This is a genomic window from Paraburkholderia jirisanensis, assembly GCF_054782355.1.
Genome location: NZ_BAAGSQ010000026.1, coordinates 1,346,083 through 1,364,509, shown reverse-complemented (window position 1 = coordinate 1,364,509; position 18,427 = coordinate 1,346,083). Strand labels below are relative to the sequence as shown.

Here is an 18,427-nt window from a genome sequence, read left to right as displayed (position 1 = left end):
TACATGCGCGCGCTGCGACGCTCAGCATCGCAACGCGCGCATACCGTTACAGCGCGATATCCGCTTCTTCGCTGATGCTGTACTGCTGCTGCGACTCCGCCATCATTTCGATGACGAAGTCGACAAACGAACGGACTTTCGGCGAAAGCTGCCGCAGCGTCGGATAGATGATATGAATACTGCGGCGCGGCGTGCTGTACTCGCCCAGCACGCGCTCGAGCGCACCATTGCGCAGATGCTCGGCCGCCGCGTAGTGATGCACGTACACGATGCCTGAACCGGCCAGCGCCGCATCGAGCAGCGCATCGCATTGATCGACCACCTGATGCGCGCTGTCGCCGACCCGCACGGTCCAGTCGCGGCTGCCCGACATGAAATGCCAGTCGCGACAGCGCCGCGTTTGCGCCGACATGTAGGCGACGCATTCATGCGCGGCGAGATCTTCAGGAGTGCGCGGCCGGCCGTGTTCTTCGAGGTACGCAGGGCTTGCACATGCGATCCAGTACGCGGCGCCTACTTCGCGAGCGACGAGGCGGCTCGACGGCAGATCCCCGATACGAATCGCAATGTCGTAGCCTTCTTCGATGATGTCCTGCATCGCATCGGAAAAGCTCGCTTCAACCGTGATGTCCGGATAGCGACGCCGAAATTCGACCAGCGCCGGCACCAGCACCGAGCGCCCGAACGCAATCGGCGCGGCGACCCGCAACCTGCCCGACGGCACTTGCGCGGACTGCTGCAACGCTGCTTCGGCATCCTTTAGACCCGTGAGAATTTCGCGGCACCGATCGAAAAAAGTCGCGCCTTCCGCAGTGAGCCCCACACTTCTCGTCGAACGATGCAGTAACATCACACCCGTTTGCGTTTCGAGCCTGGTGACCGCTTTGCTGACGCCCGATGCAGTCAACCCCATTTGTTTGGCTGCGCTGGTAAAGCTCTTCGCTTCTGCGGCGCGCACAAACGCTTCGACGGCGGACAAATCCATCTTAACCTCAATCAATCGATGAAGCCGGCGCACATTTCACAGCGCATCGGCAGTGTTAAGCCGGTCACCACGTCGACGCAAACCGGAATTCTACGGGCAATGAAAAGCCCATAACAATCCGCTTTTGATTCACGACAGAAGTGACCCGCAGTCGTTCGTTACGAGTTGCAACCACTCGCAACGAATAAATCGCTAATACGCTTTAACAGCATGCGCAAAATCTCGCTGCATGCATTGCCAAGCGGAAGTATGCTCACTGGTATAAATGCTCTCAATCCATCCGGCCATGGAGGGTCTCCCAAGGAGTTCACGCATGAACCAGCCAATCGCCAATCAACCGGCGGCCCTTACCGACAGTGCAATCATCTATGTCGTCGACGACGACGAATCGATGCGCGAAGCCGTACGCATGCTGTTGCGCTCGGTCGGCTTTGCGGTCGAAACCTTCGCGAGTGCAGAAGACTTTCTCGCCTTCGAGATGCCCGATATTCCTGCTTGCGTTGTCATGGACGTGCGCCTCAAAGGCCAAAGCGGACTCGTCGTGCAAGAGCGTCTGGGCGCTGACCGCTCGCGGCTGCCGATCATTTTCATGACTGCGCACGGCGACATTGCGATGTCGGTCAGAGCGATGAAAGCCGGCGCGGCCGACTTTCTGACCAAGCCGTTTCGCGATCAGGATCTGCTCGACGCGGTCGCTGACGCGCTCGACACCGATCGCAAGCGCCGCGCACAAGACCGCTCGTTCGACGGTTTGCGCCGCTGCTACGAATTGCTGACGCCACGCGAACGTGAAGTCACCGTGCTGGTGGTCAAGGGCCTGCGCAACAAACAGATCGCCGCTGAAATGAGCCTCAGCGAAATCACCGTGAAGATTCATCGCAACCAGGCGATGAAGAAAATGGAATCGCGCTCGCTGGCCGAATTCGTACTGAAAGCGGGGGTGCTCGGCATCGACCCGACGCTCGCCGTGCCCGCGCAAACCCGACCGGTCCGTAAATAATCGATCGCCGCGTGGCTTTGCCATGCCTCGCACACGCCTATAGCGTTGACTCGAGTAGCTCAATTGCAGCCATTTCATCACCACAACTCCTTAATGCACCGAATTGGCAAGCATTAACTCAATGCCCTGCTATTCCTTTCGCCACGTATATCCAGGCAATTTCACTGTTTTCTCTATTAGCGCTTGATCCACCCAACCAAACAGCGCGCCTTTCCTGAAAACTTACGCCCGCCTGTCACCACGCGCGTCACTGCGGCGCATCCACTACCCGACAAAACGGCGCGTCTGACCGGCTGCGGGCCGCAACGCATTGCGACCCGCGCCTTGTCATTCGTTCATGCGCTTGCTTGACCGCGCTCCTGCGCAAACCACTGGCAACAACACCCCTGACGCTGCGATAACAGCGCGATGAAGTCGCCTCACGATTGGTCTACCTTTGTGCGTGTTCCCGTCGCTGACGGCATGGACTGAACTTTAAGTTCGCGCACTCCATGCGTGAATGGCGGAGAGACTCATCAAATTGCTCAATCGGCTCACGCGCTTTCGGCGCGCCTTGCACGCGCCGTCTGGCCAGAGATTGCGGTGTTGCGCGGCGCCGCCGGTTTGTCTCGAATGCGCATGCGCGCGTGCGGTCAATCCGTGCGCCCCCCCGGTTCAGGCCTGAACCTGGGCTTTGACAGCCCGGGCTGTAACCCCCGGGTCTTAATCCAACAAGCATCGCCGCGTGAACTTTCCCTTTCAATTGCGCAAGACAATGGTGCAGGTATTTACTTTCCGCGGCGTTGCGTGCAACGTGCTGCGTTGATGCATCCTTCGTCGGCCGCTTTCCATACCCATCCTTTCGTTGTGACCGCGCCCGCGTGATGCGGTATCTGACGCGTTGCGCGCGCGGTATCGACCGATCACCGGCGCGGCGGGGTACCGAAATTGCTGTCTGAGCTTGCCGTGACTCGCTGTCGATACGGCTGCACCGCGCAGCTGCACCGCGTCGCCACCTCACGGCAACCCTGCATTGACCTTTCATGGAGCAAGCAGACCATCATGAGTCAGGATCACGTTCGTGACGAACCGGACGACGACGTCGTCACGTCCCCCGCCACCGCTTCCACATCTTCCATCGCCACACCGCCCAACACGTCGCGCCGCCGCTTTCTGCAATCGGCCGCGGCCGCCGCAACGGTCGGCGCCGCGCCGCAATTGCATGCGCAGACCCAGCCCGCCGCGCCGCAGCCCGTCAGCCCACCGGCGCCCGCAGCCGCGCCGGCGCGGCCCGTCACGCTGCAGATCAACGGCCGCGAATACGCACTGCAACTCGAGCCGCGCGTCACGCTGCTCGATGCGCTGCGCGAGTACGCCGGCCTGATGGGCACCAAGAAAGGCTGCGATCGCGGGCAATGCGGCGCATGCACGGTGCTTGCCGATGGCCGGCGCATCAACTCATGCCTGACGCTGGCCGTGATGCACGAAGGCGAAGCAATCACCACCGTCGAAGGGCTCGCGCAAAACGGCGCGCTCAGCCCGTTGCAGCGCGCGTTCATCGAACACGATGCGTTTCAGTGCGGCTACTGCACACCGGGGCAATTGTGTTCGGCCACCGCGTTGCTAGGCGAATTCGCCGCAGGTACGGTCAGCACGGTAAGCGCCGACGTGCGCCGCCACCCGCCGCAACTGGGCGACGACGAAATCCGCGAACGCATGAGCGGCAACCTGTGCCGCTGCGGCGCCTACGCGAACATCGTTGCTGCCGTGCGCGCGGTGCACGGCAGCGCCAATGCCAACGCCAGCCACGCCGGCCCTGCCGGCAACGCCTGAAGGAGCGCCGAGCATGGATGCAATTTCCTACGAACGGGCCGCAGACCTCTCCGGCGCCCTGCGCTCCGGCCAGCAGCCGGGCGCATCGTTCATCGGTGGCGGCACCAACCTGCTGGACCTGATGAAGGGCGGCGTGAGCCGGCCCGTCAAGCTGGTCGACATCACACACGTGGGCGGCGGACTCGATGCGGTCGCCACGCTGCCCGACGGCGGCTTGCGTGTCGGCGCGCTGGTACGCAACAGCGATGCGGCAAACCATGCGCTGGTGCGCGAACGCTATCCGTTGCTGTCGCAAGCCTTGCTGGCCGGCGCATCCGCGCAGTTGCGCAACATGGCCACGGTCGGCGGCAACCTGATGCAACGCACGCGCTGCTCGTACTTCTACGACACCGCATTCGCACAGTGCAACAAGCGTCAGCCGGGCAGCGGCTGTGCGGCACGCGAAGGCTTCAGCCGCACGCATGCGATTCTCGGTGCCAGCCCGCAGTGCATCGCCGTAAACCCATCGGATATGAGCGTCGCGCTCGCGGCCCTCGATGCGGTGGTGCGCGTCACCGGCCCGAACGGCGAGCGCAGCATACCGATCGGCGAGTTTCACCGGCTGCCGGGCGAGCGTCCCGATCTCGACACCACGCTGCAGTTCGGCGAACTGATCACGGCTGTCGATCTGCCGCCACCGCACTATAGCGACCACGCCCATTACGTGAAGGTGCGCGACCGCGCAAGCTACGCATTCGCGCTGGTGTCCGTGGCTGCTGCGCTGCAGATGGACGGGCACACCGTCAGGAGCGCGCGCATCGCGCTGGGCGGCGTCGCGCACAAGCCATGGCGTGCGCATGCGGCCGAGCAGATGCTGGCCGGCCATCCATTAACTGACACCAATGTCAAAAATGCAGCGGCCGCCGCGCTACGCGATGCGCAGCCGCAGCGCGACAACCGCTTCAAGATCGAACTCGCACAGCGCGCGATCGTGCGTGCCGTCAACCAGGCGGCGGGTATGCCGGGAGGTGTCGTATGACCCTGATCGGCCAACCGCTCGACCGTACCGACGGCGTGCTGAAAGTAACCGGTGAGGCGCGCTATGCAGCGGAGTTTCCGGAGGCACGCCTCGCGCACGCGGTGCTGGTGACGAGCACGATTGCACGCGGCACGATTGCGTCGATCGATGCAAGCCGCGCGCAGGCGCTGCCCGGCGTGCTGCTCGTGATGACGTATCTGAATGCGCCGAAGCTGCCGCAAGGCGGCCAGGCGGGTTTCAATCCACCTGCCGGCCGGCGCCTGTCGCTGCTGCAGGACAACCAGGTGCACTACAGCAACGAACCGGTTGCGGTAGTGGTTGCCGACACGCTCGAACATGCAACCGATGCCGCCCGCCAGTTGCGCATCGACTATCGGTCGCAGCCGGCCACGCTGGATTTCCATGCGGAAAAGGTCAACGCGCACGCACCCGACAAGCCGCAAGGCCGCCAAACCGACACGACCCGCGGCGACTATGAAGCCGGCCTGCGCGATGGCCCGGTGCGCATCGATGCGGTCTACACGACGCCGATGGAACATCACAACCCGATGGAGCCGCACGCGACGATGGCCGTCTGGGACGGTCCGCAGCTGACGCTATACGACTCGACGCAAGGCATCAGCGGCGCGAAGAGCGCGGTGGCCAGTACGCTCGGCATCCCGCCGGATCGCGTGCGCGTGATTTCGCCGTTTGTCGGCGGCGGCTTCGGCGGCAAGGGCTCGTCGTGGTCGCACGTGAGCTTGTGTGCGATGGCCGCGAAACAGACCGGCCGCCCGGTGCGGCTCGCGCTCGAGCGGCCGCAGATGTTCGGCCCGGTAGGCGGCCGGCCGTGCACCGAGCAGCACTTCGTGCTCGCTGCGAAACACGACGGCACGTTGACCGCGATGCGCCACGACAGCTTCTCGAACACGTCGACGATCGAAGACTGGACCGAGACCTGCTGCATGGTCACGCGCATGTCGTATGCGGTGCCCAATCAGATCACCACGCACCGCATCGTGCCGCTGAACGTCGGCACGCCGACCTTCATGCGCGCGCCCGGCGAAACCACCGGCTCGTTCGCGCTCGAATCCGCGATGGACGAACTCGCGGTCGAGCTGAAGATGGACCCGCTGCAACTGCGTCTGAAAAACTACGCGGAGGCCGATCCGCAGGAAAACAAGCCGTGGTCCAGCAAGGCGCTGCGCGAATGCTACCGGGTCGGAGCGGAACGCTTCGGCTGGTCGCGCCGCACGCCCGCACCGCGTTCGATGCGCGCCGGCAATACGCTGATCGGCCTCGGCATGGCCACCGCGACCTACCCGGCAAACCGCAGCGAAGCGGCGGCGCTCGCGCGAATCCTGCCGGACGGCACCGCGATGGTTGCATCCGGCACGCAGGATATCGGCACCGGCACGTACACGGTGATGACTCAGGTAGCCGCCGATGCGCTCGGCTTCGCGCCGCAGAACATCCGCTTCGCGCTGGGCGATTCGACGCTGCCGCCCGCACCGGGCTCGGGCGGTTCGCGTTCGGCGGCGAGCGTGTCGCCGGCGGTGCGCGAGGCCGCCACCCAGGTGCGCGACAAGCTGATCGCGCTGGCGCTCGCCGATCGCGCATCGCCGCTGTACGGCACCCCTGTCGCGGATGTCACCGTGCAAGACGGCTGGGTCACGAGCCGCAAGGAGCCGTCCAGACGCGACCCCGCTGCCGCCGTGCTCGCGCGTGCCGGCGGCCAGCCGATCGAAGCAGTCGCGACGGTGAAGTCCGGCGACGAGCTCAAGCGCTACTCGTTCCACTCGTTCGGTGCGGTGTTCGCCGAAGTGCATGTCGACGCGGACTTCAATACGGTTCGCGTCGCGAAGCTCACCGCGGTGTACGGCGTGGGCCGCCTGCTGAACCAGAAGACCGCGCGCAGCCAGCTGATGGGCGGGCTCGTGTGGGGCATCGGCGCGGCGCTCGAGGAAGAGAGCCAGCTCGATCCGCGCTATGGGCGCTTCACGAACATGAACCTCGCCGAGTATCACGTGCCGGTCAATGCCGACGTCAACGCGCTCGACGTGGTGGTGCTCGACGAAGTCGATCCGTACATCAGTTCGCTGGGGGTCAAGGGGATCGGCGAAATCGGCATCACGGGTGTGCCGGCGGCGATCGCCAATGCCGTGTACCACGCGACCGGCGTGCGCGTGCGCGACCTGCCGATCACGCTCGACAAGGTGATGGCGGGCACGCGGGTAAGCGTCGCGTAAGCGTTGCAGCGCGGGCTTGCGCTGCAGCAGGCGGGATGTGTGCGGCGCTGCACGCATTCGGCCTTGGCGCAGGCCCGCGTAAGCACGACACGCCGTGGCGGCGCGCGGCATCCGCCGCGCGCGTTCGCATCTGCAGATCGATTCCTGCTTGCGCCATGCATCAGTTGCACCGCACAATCGGCTTCATTCCCTTCCTTCGGGGCCGCCCATGGCTTATGCGTCGCTCGCCACCGGCGTGCTGCTCGCCGCCGGTTACGGATCGCGTTTCGATCCGGACGGCATTCACAACAAACTGCTCGCGCGTCTGCCCGACGGCACGCCCGTGGCGCACGAGGCCGCGCACCGGCTGCTGCATGTGGTGCCGCGCGTGGTCGCCGTCGTGCGGCCCGGCTCCGACCCGCTCGCGCGTGTGCTCAACGACGCCGGCTGCGACGTGGTGTTCAGCGTCGACGCAGAGCGCGGCATGGGTGCGAGCCTCGCGGCAGGCGTGGCCGCCAGCGACGATGCGGAAAGCTGGATCGTCGCACTCGCCGATATGCCGCGCATCGCCGAGGCCTCCATCGAAGCGATCGCACGCGCGCTGGAAGGCGGCGCCTCGCTGGTCGCGCCGTATTACCGTGGGCAACGCGGTCATCCGGTCGGCTTCGGCGTCGCGCATCGCGATGCTTTGCTGGCGCTCGACGGCGACACCGGTGCACGCGCACTGTTTGCGCTGCATGCGGTGACGCGGCTCGACGTCGACGATCCCGGCGTGCTCAGCGATATCGATACGCCGGAGGATCTGCGCAAGCTTTAGGCGCGTATGGACGGATGTGGGCGCGTATTTCTGTCCTCGCCACAGCCCGCGGTTGCAAGATTGGCCGACGCGCAATCCAGGCGGCATCGCGGCGGGCTCTTCCACGCCGTTTCCGTCACGCGCACATGCACGGCACGCGCACCAGTACCAGGCATATGCCTTGCGCCGCCTCCCGCACGGGCGCCAAAAAACGCGGCACGCTGCGGCGCATTTCCATCTAAGCTGAAGCTGCTAAAACGGAACGCAGCAGTGCGCGCGCCAGCTGTAAAAGCCGCGCCGGCTGCCGTCACCGGACACCGCCGGGCCCCGTCCATACCTCCATGAGTTTATGAGCGAAACCAATCCGCGCCTCTTTGTCGTATCTCCGCATTTCGACGACGCCGTATTCAGTTGCGGCGCATTGCTCGCCAGTCATCCCGATGCCGCAGTCTGCACCGTCTTCGCCGCTCCTCCCGAACACGATATGCGCACCGAATGGGATGAGCGGGCGGGCTTTTCCAGTTCACTTGCCGCGGTACACGCGCGCACGATCGAGGACAACCATGCGCTCGCGGTACTCGATGCGATTCCGCTGCGCATGCCGTTTCGCGACGGCCAGTACCTCGATTCGCCGTCGATCGGCAAGCTGGCCGCCGCGCTCGAGGAAGCCATCTACGGTTCGACGGCCAACACATTGCTGATGCCGCTCGGCCTGCATCACGCCGACCACGCACTGGTGTTCGACGCGTGTTGCGAAATCCTGCCGCGGCTGTTGCATCTGACGTGGTTCGGGTACGAAGAAGCGATCCACCGGACGCAGCCCGGTGTCGTGCAGATGCGGCTTGCCGACCTCGCGCAACGCGGCATTGTCGCGACGCCCGCGCATCCGGCCGCGCAGCACACGATCGACCCCGAGCGCCAGGCGCTGCTCAAGCGCGAAGCGGTAAGCGCGTACGCGAGCCAGTTGCACGCGTTCGGCCCGCACGGCTACGCGGACGTGTTCGGCGCCGAGCGCTACTGGCGGCTCGATGCGCTACGCGGCGCGGCGCAGCGGGCCGCGGATCGGGCGGCAGGCCGCCGTGGGCAGCGCTAGGCCACGGTTAGGACGGTTAGGACGGTTAGGACGATTAGGACGGTTGGGACGGTTGGACGGTTGGGCACGGCCAAGCACGGCTAGGCAACGGCATGCGGCGCAAGCGCCGTCGCATGCGCGTCGCGGCGATCCGAACCCAGCATGACGATCCGCAGGCACACGCGGGATCGCCTACGCTATCTGAAGCAAGCCCACGCGTCTCGGCGTGGCGCGCGCAACCTGCACGCCGCCCGCGGGCGGCCAACGAGGTAATGCCATGATCTGCCGTATCCACACCAGCCCGATTCCCGAGCCGCTCGCCGACCCCACACGCGACCCGGAAGGCGATCCGCTCACGCCGCCGTCCCCGGGCCATCACAACGACGAGCCGCAACGGCCCGAAGGGCCACCGGATAAGGATCCGGTGTAACGGAAGGGTTAGCGTCGAAGGTGGTGCGGCAGTATATGCGCCCCGCGCCGGTATACTCCGGCTTTAAATCCCGCGCGCCTCACGATGCTTGCACTCAAGCTCACGCTGGTTCCGTCGTTCCTGTTGATCGTTTCGATGGCGGGCAAATGGTGGGGGCCCGCGGTCGCCGGCTGGCTTGCCGGTCTGCCTGTAGTGGCCGGGCCGATTCTGTACTTGCTGGTGCTCGCGCATGGCCCGCAATTCGGTGCGCATGCTGCGACGCTGTCGCTCGCCGCGATTCTCGCGTCCGAGGCCTTCAATTTCGGTTATGCGTGGACCTGCCGCACGTCGCGCTGGCCCCGCGCCCTCGCCGCCGCGCTGGCGGTGTGGCTGGCTTGCGCGCTGATGCTTTCGCGGCTACCCGCCTCGCCCATCTGGGCGGCCCTATGCGCGTTGGCCGCGGTGGCGTTCGGCAATGCCTTCTTGCCGCGGAGCTTTGCGCATGCCGCCGGCGCGCCGCTCACGCGTATCGACCTGCTTGGCCGGATGCTCGCCGGCGCCGCGCTCACAGCGCTCGTCACGACCCTGTCCGGGCGGCTCGGCCCCGCGTGGAGCGGCCTTCTTGCAGTGTTTCCGCTGATGAGCCTCGTGCTATCTGTGTCGTCGCATCGCGCGCACGGCCCCGCGTTTGTCATCGCATTGCTGCGCGGCATGGTGGCTGGGCGGTTTTCGTTCGGTGCGTTCTGTCTGCTGCTATCGGTTGCGCTGCCGCGCGTCCCGCCGCTTGCCGCGTTTGCGGCGGCAAGCGCGGCTGCCGTGGTCGTGCAGGGTTTCACCAGACAGTGGGCCGTGGCCGCGCGCGGCATCGCGCCGCAAAAGGCACCGCTACCGCCGGCGCGCGCGTCGACACCAGGCGGCCCCCACGGCGCGGCGGACTAGGAAGGTAATCGCAACAGGCGCCGCGTTGCGAGCCATCGTGCGGGTCGCAGGCAATCCACCGGCAATCCAGCAAGCGCCTCCCCTGACATGGCCGCCGCCACAGCCGACAACTCTGCGCTGATGCCCCGCCCGCTTCAGAACTGATAGTTAATCGACACGTCGCACACCCCATTGGTCTTGGTCTGGATGATCGGGCTATGCGCCGCGCTGCCGAGCAGGCGCTTTAACGCGCCGTCGGCGGTCACGAACCAGTGCTTGTTGACGAACCAGATCATCGTAAGGCCGAAGCCCGCCGACTTCAGGCCGGCGCTCGCGTCGTACTGCCGGTAACCCGACGCGGCCGACTGCGCCGGGTTCACGCCGAACCAGCTGTTCATGTACGTCGAATCGGCAAACGTCACCGAAGGCCCCGCGAACCAGAAGAACGATTCCGAGCTGCCCGGCAGCGGCATATACGCGCCGACATCCGCAAGCCAGCCGTTCGAGCCGCCGATGCTGCGTGTAATCGCGGTACGAAACACCAGCGGAAATTCCTTCGACACCACGTATTCGGCCGCCAGCTTGAGTTCCGGCGCCGGATTGATGTTGCCGAGGCCGTTCAGGTGCTGCGGATCGTCGTGGCCGCGCCGTCCGAGGTCGTACACGGCCGACAGACTCGCGCGCCAGTTCTGCCCTTGCGCGAAGTTCACGCCGAGCCCTTCGCCGGTCGACAGAAACGCCAGATCCTTGTAACGGATATCGAGGCTCGGCCCGGCAAGAATGTGATAACGCGACGAGCCGTCATAACGCGGTTCGAACGTCAAACCAGTACCGATGCGGGTCTCCCAGGTCGGACGCTCGGTCGAGAACATCTTTTCGAGTGGTATGCCCGCCGAGTATTGCCATTCGCCGAGCGGCGACGGCGTTTGCGCATGGGCAGCGGGCGCGGCCAACGCGGTCAGCGCAGTCAGCGCGGCACTGGTCGCGGCGCGGCGGGCCACGCTGCCGGCCTTCGGTGTACAGCACGTTCCGGTATTGCGCCCGGTGCGTTTCGTTGACGCCACAACGCCTCCCATGTTCTGGTTGGTTGATCCGGCTGCGCGTCCGCCGGCCCCGCCGCGGCCAGTATCTGGCGGCGACTGGACGGGCGGCGCGGGCCCTGACGGGTGAGCGAGCATGTCAGCGCGCCTTGATGCGACATCGTGGCCGGGTGGTCCGTCCCGCAAAACCGGCCGCCATCCGTAGAGCAAACCGCGTACCAGCACCTTACATCGGGCGCAAGCGGCCGTGTGTTGTGCTGCGAACCCGCCGGGCACAGCGCACTGCGCGGCTTGCCGCAGGTGGCTCAAAGCAAAGGCGCAAACGATCGGAAAACCGCGTGCAAACAACGCGCACACGGATGCACGAGCCGGCCCGGCAGCGGCCCAGCCGGGAGGCGCGAGAGCGGCACGGCCGGCGACCTGGCGGCCTCATTTTCGGCTCATTCGACGCCGCTACGATGCATCCATCGATACCGCGCAAACGCGCAGCGAGGGGAAAAAAATGGAACGCTCGATGATGACTGCCGCCACCGCGGCCCTGCTTTGCTCCGTCGCCTTGTCGGCCTGCGCGACAGTACCCGCCGGCTCCGCCGACATGTACAGCTCGTTCGATACGCAGCGCGAAGCAAGCGTGCGCATGGGCACGGTCGAAAGCGTGCGCCCGGTGACGATCGACGCGAGCAACGGCCAGCCGGGCGTGTTCGGTGCGATCGGCGGCGGTCTGCTCGGCGCGGTGGCGGGCAGCGCCATCGGCCATGGCCGCGGCTCGCTGTTCAGCGGCATTCTCGGTGGCGTCGCGGGCGCGGTGGCCGGCGACCAGGTGCAAACCCATCTGGAGCGTCATCAAGGCGAAGAAATCACCGTGCGCCTCGACGACGGCGCGCTACGCGCCGTCACGCAAAGTACCGGCGAAGGCCGCTTCTATCCCGGCGAGCGGGTACAGCTCCTGTCTGAAGGCGGCGTCACGCGCGTGACCTACTGAATCGCGTCGCAAGTGCGGACGAGGCGAAAGGCATCGAGGTGGAAAAAATGTTCATGCGCAACGGCGTCAACTACGAGTTTCATCACCTGGGCATCCCGACCCGCACCATCCGCGGGAGCGAACGCTACAGTGCCGCGATGCGGATGTACACGAGCGACAGCGGCTGCGAACTCGCGCGCGTGCAGTTCCATCGCTTTGAGAAGGGGTGCCCGCTGCATCCGCTGCTGCAGAGCGTGCCGCACCTTGCATTCAAGGTCGACAAGCTGGACGAGGCGCTTGAGGGAATGACCGTGCTGCTCCGCCCGTACGAGCCGGTCGCGGGGTTTCGCGTAGCCGCGGTGGAGGACGGCGGCATGCCGGTCGAATTGATCGAGACCACGCTGACCGATGAAGAAATCTGGGGCCGTGCGAAGAGCGGCCGCGAGGCACCGCTGTATGCGGTGCACGCGCGCATCGAATCACGCGCGCCCGCCCGCGGCCTCGCGCCCTGCCTCAAGCCAGCTGAAACACCGACACCGCCCGGCGCAGCGAATGCGCCTGCTCGTCGAGCGCGGCGGCTGCGGCAGCGGCCTGCTCGACCAGCGCCGCATTCTGTTGCGACACCTGGTCCATCTGCGATACCGCGCGGTTGACCTGCTCGATGCCGTCGCGCTGTTCTTCGGAAGCCGCGGCGATCTCAGCCATGATCGACGTCACGTGCCCGATCGACTGGCGCAGCTCTTCCATCGTCTCGCCGGCCGTACCGACGAGACGCGCACCCGCACTGACGCGCTCCACCGAAGCGCCGATCAGTTCCTTGATCTCCTTGGCCGCGACGCCGGCGCGCTGCGCGAGCGAGCGCACTTCGCCCGCCACCACCGCGAAGCCGCGCCCCTGATCCCCAGCACGCGCTGCTTCGACGGCTGCATTCAGCGCGAGGATGTTGGTCTGGAACGCAATGCTTTCGATCACGCCGGTGATGTCGGCAATTTTCTGCGAGCTGTGGTCGATGCTGCCCATCGTCTCCACCACGTCGCCCACCACGCTCGCGCCGCGTCCCGCGATCAGGTTGGCCTTGCCGGCCAGCTCTTGCGCCTGACGCGCGTTGTCGGCGTTCTGTTTGACCGTGGCGGTCAGCTGTTCCATGCTCGCCGCGGTTTCCTGCAGCGATGCGGCCTGCTCTTCGGTACGCTGCGACAGGTCGCCATTGCCCGCTGCGATCTGGCGCGTCGCCGTGACGATCGATTCCGAGCTATGCGTGACCTGGCGCACCGTTTCAGTGAGACCGCCTTGCATCGTCTTCAGGCCTTCGACCAGCTTGCCCATTTCGTCTTGCGAATGGGCGTCGAAGCGGCCGGTCAGATCGCCGCTGGCGATACGCCGCAACTGCTCGAGCACCGTGACGAGCGGCCGCGAGATCGAACGGTTCAGCCCCATCGCGCAGCCGACGCATGCCGCCAGCCCGACCACGATCAGCACCAGCCCGACGATACGCAGCATCCGGAAATTGTCGTGCGCCGAATCGAACGCGCGCTTGCCGCGCTCGAGCTTCCATTGCGCGAGCGCGTCCCACGCTTTCGCGAGCGGCACCGTGTACTTGACGATGCCGCGCATCGCGATGTCGTCGGCAGTGCGCTGGTCGCCCTTTTTGATGGCGTCGATCATCGGCAGCAGCGCCTGCTGCACGATCGCCGTGCGCGCGGCGTTGGCCGCGTCCACCAGTTGCTGCTCTTCCGGCTCGTGCGGCAGCGTGCTGTACTCCTGCCATGCGCGATCCGAAATCGCCAGGTAGTCGAGCGCTTTTTGCAGCAGTTGCGGCACGTCCGGCGATTCCGGGTGCAGCATCGCGCGATCGATCGTGGTGCGCACGATCGTCAGGTTCAGGTTGGATTTGCCGAGTGCGATCGACGAAGCAAGCTGGTTCGAATACGCGTAATCGAGGTCGTCGCTGAGGTCCTGCATGCCGAACTGCGCGAGCAGCCCGAGTGCGACCATCAGAACACCCAGCAGCGCTGTCGTAGCCCACAATCGGGCTGAAATGGAGAGGCGTGAAAACATGATTGGGCAAGAAGGTTGTTGTTTGTATCGGCGGCCCTTGCGCTGACGATAAACGCAAGCGCTTGGTCTTTCACTGATATCAACGGCACCTTCTCACCCAACTTGAGCTTTTCCTGCAAAAAAACGTTTGCGCCGCGTCAAAACGCGGCGCAAACAAGCTCATCTCGTGCTGGTCATGCTGTCGTTATTACCGGCCGCTGGCGGGCTCGGCGTTCAGCGGCAGACTGTCGGGCGTATCGATCGATTCCGGGTCGAGGCGGCCGTCGAGAATCGCCTTCACGCGGACCCGATCGAGCGCACCTTCCCAACGCGCGACAGCGAGTGTCGCGACACCATTGCCGATCAGATTGGTCACTGCGCGCGCTTCGTTCAGGAAACGGTCCACGCCGAGCAGCAACACGAGGCCCGCGACCGGAATGCTGTGCATCGACGACAGCGTCGCCGCCAGCGCCACGAAACCCGCGCCCGCCACCCCCGCCGAACCCTTCGACGTGAACAGCAGCACGCCGAGCACGATCAGCTGGTCTTCGAGCGTCAACGGAATGTTCATCGCCTGCGCGACGAAAATCGCCGCCATCGTCAGATAGATCGACGTGCCGTCGGCATTGAACGTGTAGCCGGTCGGCAGCACCATGCCGACCACCGACTTGCGACAGCCAAGCTGTTCCATCTTGATCAGCATCTGCGGCAGCACCGCTTCAGTCGACGCGGTACCGAACGTGATCAGGATTTCGTCCTTGATGTAGCGCAGGTACTTCCACAGCGACAGCCCGCACATGCGCATGATCGTGCCGAGAATCACGACGATGAACACCACCGAAGTCAGGTACACGCACAGCATCAGTTCGCCGAACTGCTTCAAGGTTCCAATGCCGTACTTGCCGACCGTAAACGCAATGCCGCCGAATGCACCGATCGGCGCGACGTACATCACGATGCGCACCACGCCGAACATGCCGTGCAGGAACGTGTCGAGCATGTCGACGAACGGCTCGGCGCGCTTGCCCATCTTCGCGAGCGCGACGGCGAACAGCACCGAGAAGAAGATGATCGACAGCATATCGCCGTTGGCGAACGCCCCGACGATCGTCGACGGCACGATGTTCATGAAGAAGTCGATCGCGCCGTGTTCTTTCGCGGCATGCGTGAAGGTGGCGATCGACGCGGCATCGATATGCGCGGGATCGACGTTCATGCCGGCGCCCGGCTTCATCACGTTGACCACCACCAGACCGATCGCGAGCGCAAAGGTCGACACGATTTCGAAGTACAACAGCGCTTTCACGCCGACCCGTCCGGCTTCGTGAATGTCGTTCATGCGCGCGATGCCGACCACCACCGATGCAAAAATGATCGGTGCCAGCACCATGCGGATCAGCTTGATGAACAGATCGCCGAGCGGCTTCATCTGCGAGCCGACGTCGGGATTGAAGTGGCCAAGCAGCACGCCGATGATGATGCCGATCAGCACCTGCACATACAGCTTGGAAAGGCTCTGTCTGATACGTTGAACACTCATGCTGGGTCTCCTCTTCCGGCATGTGTGCCGTTAGACCGTACGTGGCTAACGGCACACTGACTCAAGTACTTGACGGTCGTTTTCGCGCGCACCGCTCCCACGGTTGGTTTGCGCGCGGACCGTCGTGATGCGACAAAGCCGCTTGCCCGTTGCGCTTCCCCTCGCACACGGACAGGCGGCTCGACAGAGGCGGCGCGCTTACGCCGACAGTGCCTGCATTTCCTTGAACAGATCGGCCTTGCCTTCGAAGCCGATACCCGGCAGATCCGGCATCGTGATGTAGCCGTTTTCGACCTTCACGCCATCCGGGAAGCCGCCGAACGGCTGGAACAGATCCGGATACGATTCGTTGCCGCCGAGGCCCAGACCCGCCGCGATGTTCAGCGACATCTGATGGCCGCCGTGCGGAATGCAGCGCTTACGCGACCAGCCGTGCTCGTGCAGCATGTCGAGCGTGCGCAGGTATTCGACGAGGCCATACGACAGCGCGCAGTCGAACTGCAGCCAGTCGCGGTCCGAACGCATGCCGCCGTAGCGGATCAGGTTGCGCGCGTCCTGCATCGAGAACAGGTCTTCGCCGGTTGCCATCGGCTTGTCGTAGTAGTTGCGCAGCGTGGCCTGCAGTTCGAAGTCGAGCGGATCGCCCGGCTCTTCGTACCAGAACAGGTCGTATTGCGACAGCGCCTTCGCGTATTGAATCGCGGTGTCCAGATCGAAGCGGCCGTTCGCATCCACGGCGAGCTTCTGGCCGTCCTGCAGCACCGACAGGATCGAATCGATACGGCGCAGATCTTCGTCGAGCGAGCCGCCGCCGATCTTCTTCTTGACCACCGTGTAGCCGCGGTCGATGTAGCTGCGCATCTCGTCCTTCAGCTTGGTGTGGTCCTGGCCCGGATAGTAGTAACCGCCGGCTGCGTACACGAACACCTTGCGGTCCGGCACGCCGTTGCCGTAGCGGTCGGCGAGCAGCTGGAACAGCGGCTTGCCTTCGATCTTCGCCACCGCATCCCACACGGCCATGTCGATCGTGCCGATCGCCACCGAACGCTCGCCGTGACCGCCGGGCTTTTCGTTGGTGAACATGGTCGACCAGATCTTGTGCGGATCGAGGTTCTTGCCGGTCGAATCGACCAGCGATTCCGGGTCGGCTTCCATCACGCGCGGGATGAAACGCTCGCGCATCAGCTTGCCCTGACCGTAACGGCCGTTCGAGTTGAAACCGTAGCCGACCACCGGCTTGCCATCGCGGATCACGTCGGTGATCACGGCGACGAGACTCAAGGTCATCTTGCTGAAGTCGATATACGCATTACGTATCGACGAGCTGATCGGCAGGGTTTTTTCGCGAATCTCAACGATCTTCAAGGGTGTCCTCCAGAAATCCAGGTACGGCACGTTACGGGTGCTTGCGGCGGGTCAAAACCATATTCGACAGGCGCAAGATTACGTCGAGCTACACACGTTAGAATTCAGCAAGATTTAATTGATATTTCACTTTCAGTGAAGACCGACATCAGCTCCGACCTCGAATTTTTCATCCTGCTGGCGCGCCACGAGAGCCTGTCGGCGGCGGCGCGCGCGCTCGACATCACGCCGCCGGCGGCCACCCGGCGGCTCGCGCAGATGGAGGAAAAGCTCGGCGTGCGGCTCGTCAACCGCACCACGCGCACGGTCAGCCTGACCACCGAGGGCGCGATCTATCTGCAGCACGCGTCGCGCATCCTGAGCCAGGTGCAGGAAATGGAAGACGCGGTGTCGATGAGCGGCGCCACGCCGCGCGGCTTGCTGCGCGTGAATGCTTCGCTCGGCTTCGGACGCACGACCATTGCGCCATTGGTTTCGAAATTCGCGAACGCTTACCCGGATGTCGAGGTGCAACTTGAGGTGACCGACCGGCCGATCGACCTGATCGAGCATGGCTTCGATCTCGGCATCCGCTTTGGCGAATTGCCCGATCAGCGTCTGAATGCACGGCGCATCATGTCGAACCGGCGTTTTTTGTGCGCTTCGCCGAAATATCTGGCGCGGCACGGCACGCCGGAACAGGCCGCCGATCTCGCACAGCACCGCTGCATCGTGCACCGGCAGAACGACGATGCGTACGGCATCTGGCGCTTCGTGCGCGACCAGCACAGCGTGGCCATCAAGGTGCACGGCATGCTGTCCAGCAACGACGGCGACATCGTGCTCGGCTGGGCGCTCGACGGCCACGGCATCCTGATCCGCTCCGAATGGGATCTGCAGAAGTACGTGCAAAGCGGCCGGCTGAAGATCGTGCTGCCCGAATTCGGGCTGCCGGATGCGGATCTGTTTGTTTATTACCCGAGCCGGCAGAACCAGGCGGCGCGGGTGCGCGCGTTCATCGACTTTCTGGTCGAGCAGTTCGAGCCGCCGCCGCGCAAGGCGCACGAGGCCAGCTGAGCCTGTGCGGACGCCGTTGAGGGCGTTGAGGCCGTTTTGAAGCCCGCTGAGGCACGCTACGGCCCGCCGAGGCCCGCTGAGCCCCGTTGATCCCGGCGTCACGCGCCGCCGGCATTATTACCGCCGACGCAACTGTCATTTCCGCACGCCTGCCCCGACTATCCGATATATCGGGGAATAACCAACGGCAAAGCGTGTTTGCCCGATGAAA

General features: G+C 64.7%; 15 protein-coding genes. 10 read left to right on the top strand and 5 right to left on the bottom strand.

Annotated features, from left to right (window positions below):
- Positions 1–46 precede the first annotated feature (46 nt).
- On the bottom strand, positions 47–985 hold the full coding sequence (locus ACYVNQ_RS22385; protein WP_460904856.1) for a LysR family transcriptional regulator: 939 nt from the start codon (positions 983–985) through the stop codon (positions 47–49).
- Positions 986–1,298: 313 nt separating this feature from the next.
- On the opposite strand from ACYVNQ_RS22385, the gene ACYVNQ_RS22380 reads away from it, so the two are divergent.
- From ACYVNQ_RS22380 to ACYVNQ_RS22345, 8 genes are all read left to right on the top strand, one after another.
- The gene (locus ACYVNQ_RS22380) at positions 1,299–1,985 is read left to right on the top strand and encodes a response regulator transcription factor (protein WP_460904854.1); all 687 of its coding nucleotides are present in this window, start codon (positions 1,299–1,301) and stop codon (positions 1,983–1,985) included.
- Between the two features lie 1,041 nt (positions 1,986–3,026).
- Positions 3,027–3,797: a (2Fe-2S)-binding protein gene (locus ACYVNQ_RS22375; RefSeq protein ID WP_460904852.1), complete on the top strand. Its 771-nt coding sequence runs from the start codon at positions 3,027–3,029 to the stop codon at positions 3,795–3,797.
- Positions 3,798–3,810: 13 nt separating this feature from the next.
- Entirely contained in the window at positions 3,811–4,815 is a 1,005-nt protein-coding gene (locus ACYVNQ_RS22370; RefSeq protein ID WP_460904850.1) for an FAD binding domain-containing protein, read from the top strand.
- Entirely contained in the window at positions 4,812–7,043 is a 2,232-nt protein-coding gene (locus ACYVNQ_RS22365; protein ID WP_460904848.1) for a xanthine dehydrogenase family protein molybdopterin-binding subunit, read from the top strand. The genes ACYVNQ_RS22370 and ACYVNQ_RS22365 overlap by 4 nt, the downstream gene beginning before the upstream one ends.
- A 208-nt stretch (positions 7,044–7,251) precedes the next feature.
- Positions 7,252–7,839, top strand: a complete 588-nt coding sequence (locus tag ACYVNQ_RS22360) for a nucleotidyltransferase family protein (RefSeq protein ID WP_460904846.1) — start codon at positions 7,252–7,254, stop codon at positions 7,837–7,839.
- Between the two features lie 328 nt (positions 7,840–8,167).
- Positions 8,168–8,911 carry a PIG-L family deacetylase gene (locus tag ACYVNQ_RS22355; protein WP_460904844.1) on the top strand — a complete coding sequence of 248 codons (744 nt, stop codon included), beginning with the start codon at positions 8,168–8,170 and terminating at the stop codon, positions 8,909–8,911.
- A 256-nt stretch (positions 8,912–9,167) separates the two neighbouring features.
- Entirely contained in the window at positions 9,168–9,320 is a 153-nt protein-coding gene (locus ACYVNQ_RS22350) for a hypothetical protein (RefSeq protein ID WP_460904842.1), read from the top strand.
- Positions 9,321–9,404: 84 nt separating this feature from the next.
- A complete protein-coding gene (locus ACYVNQ_RS22345) occupies positions 9,405–10,238 on the top strand; it encodes a hypothetical protein (RefSeq protein WP_460904840.1) in 834 nt (277 codons plus the stop codon).
- A 134-nt stretch (positions 10,239–10,372) separates the two neighbouring features.
- Here the strand turns inward: ACYVNQ_RS22345 and ACYVNQ_RS22340 are convergent, their stop codons facing one another.
- Positions 10,373–11,218 (bottom strand): MipA/OmpV family protein, encoded by an 846-nt coding sequence (locus ACYVNQ_RS22340; protein ID WP_460904838.1) that lies wholly within the window; start codon positions 11,216–11,218, stop codon positions 10,373–10,375.
- A gap of 541 nt (positions 11,219–11,759) precedes the next feature.
- Here ACYVNQ_RS22340 and ACYVNQ_RS22335 point away from each other — a divergent pair.
- A complete protein-coding gene (locus ACYVNQ_RS22335) occupies positions 11,760–12,239 on the top strand; it encodes an outer membrane lipoprotein (RefSeq protein WP_460904836.1) in 480 nt (159 codons plus the stop codon).
- Between the two features lie 492 nt (positions 12,240–12,731).
- Here the strand turns inward: ACYVNQ_RS22335 and ACYVNQ_RS22330 are convergent, their stop codons facing one another.
- From ACYVNQ_RS22330 to ACYVNQ_RS22320, 3 genes are all read right to left on the bottom strand, one after another.
- Positions 12,732–14,276: a methyl-accepting chemotaxis protein gene (locus ACYVNQ_RS22330; protein ID WP_460904834.1), complete on the bottom strand. Its 1,545-nt coding sequence runs from the start codon at positions 14,274–14,276 to the stop codon at positions 12,732–12,734.
- 187 nt (positions 14,277–14,463) lie between these two features.
- On the bottom strand, positions 14,464–15,795 hold the full coding sequence (locus ACYVNQ_RS22325; RefSeq protein ID WP_460904832.1) for a dicarboxylate/amino acid:cation symporter: 1,332 nt from the start codon (positions 15,793–15,795) through the stop codon (positions 14,464–14,466).
- Positions 15,796–15,993: 198 nt separating this feature from the next.
- Complete coding sequence (locus ACYVNQ_RS22320) at positions 15,994–17,160, bottom strand: mandelate racemase/muconate lactonizing enzyme family protein (protein WP_460904830.1); 1,167 nt, start codon at positions 17,158–17,160, stop codon at positions 15,994–15,996.
- A 135-nt stretch (positions 17,161–17,295) separates the two neighbouring features.
- On the opposite strand from ACYVNQ_RS22320, the gene ACYVNQ_RS22315 reads away from it, so the two are divergent.
- Positions 17,296–18,216 (top strand): LysR family transcriptional regulator, encoded by a 921-nt coding sequence (locus ACYVNQ_RS22315; protein WP_460904828.1) that lies wholly within the window; start codon positions 17,296–17,298, stop codon positions 18,214–18,216.
- Positions 18,217–18,427: the final 211 nt, after the last annotated feature.

Bases quoted from the DNA above. Each gene is read 5' to 3' on its own strand.
- ACYVNQ_RS22345 (WP_460904840.1), top strand. From the start codon at position 9,405: ATGCTTGCACTCAAGCTCACGCTGGTTCCGTCGTTCCTGTTGATCGTT.
- ACYVNQ_RS22330 (WP_460904834.1), bottom strand. From the start codon at position 14,276: ATGTTTTCACGCCTCTCCATTTCAGCCCGATTGTGGGCTACGACAGCG.
- ACYVNQ_RS22335 (WP_460904836.1), top strand. From the start codon at position 11,760: ATGGAACGCTCGATGATGACTGCCGCCACCGCGGCCCTGCTTTGCTCC.
- ACYVNQ_RS22380 (WP_460904854.1), top strand. From the start codon at position 1,299: ATGAACCAGCCAATCGCCAATCAACCGGCGGCCCTTACCGACAGTGCA.
- ACYVNQ_RS22375 (WP_460904852.1), top strand. From the start codon at position 3,027: ATGAGTCAGGATCACGTTCGTGACGAACCGGACGACGACGTCGTCACG.
- ACYVNQ_RS22360 (WP_460904846.1), top strand. From the start codon at position 7,252: ATGGCTTATGCGTCGCTCGCCACCGGCGTGCTGCTCGCCGCCGGTTAC.
- ACYVNQ_RS22385 (WP_460904856.1), bottom strand. From the start codon at position 985: ATGGATTTGTCCGCCGTCGAAGCGTTTGTGCGCGCCGCAGAAGCGAAG.
- ACYVNQ_RS22325 (WP_460904832.1), bottom strand. From the start codon at position 15,795: ATGAGTGTTCAACGTATCAGACAGAGCCTTTCCAAGCTGTATGTGCAG.
- ACYVNQ_RS22350 (WP_460904842.1), top strand. From the start codon at position 9,168: ATGATCTGCCGTATCCACACCAGCCCGATTCCCGAGCCGCTCGCCGAC.
- ACYVNQ_RS22365 (WP_460904848.1), top strand. From the start codon at position 4,812: ATGACCCTGATCGGCCAACCGCTCGACCGTACCGACGGCGTGCTGAAA.
- ACYVNQ_RS22370 (WP_460904850.1), top strand. From the start codon at position 3,811: ATGGATGCAATTTCCTACGAACGGGCCGCAGACCTCTCCGGCGCCCTG.
- ACYVNQ_RS22355 (WP_460904844.1), top strand. From the start codon at position 8,168: ATGAGCGAAACCAATCCGCGCCTCTTTGTCGTATCTCCGCATTTCGAC.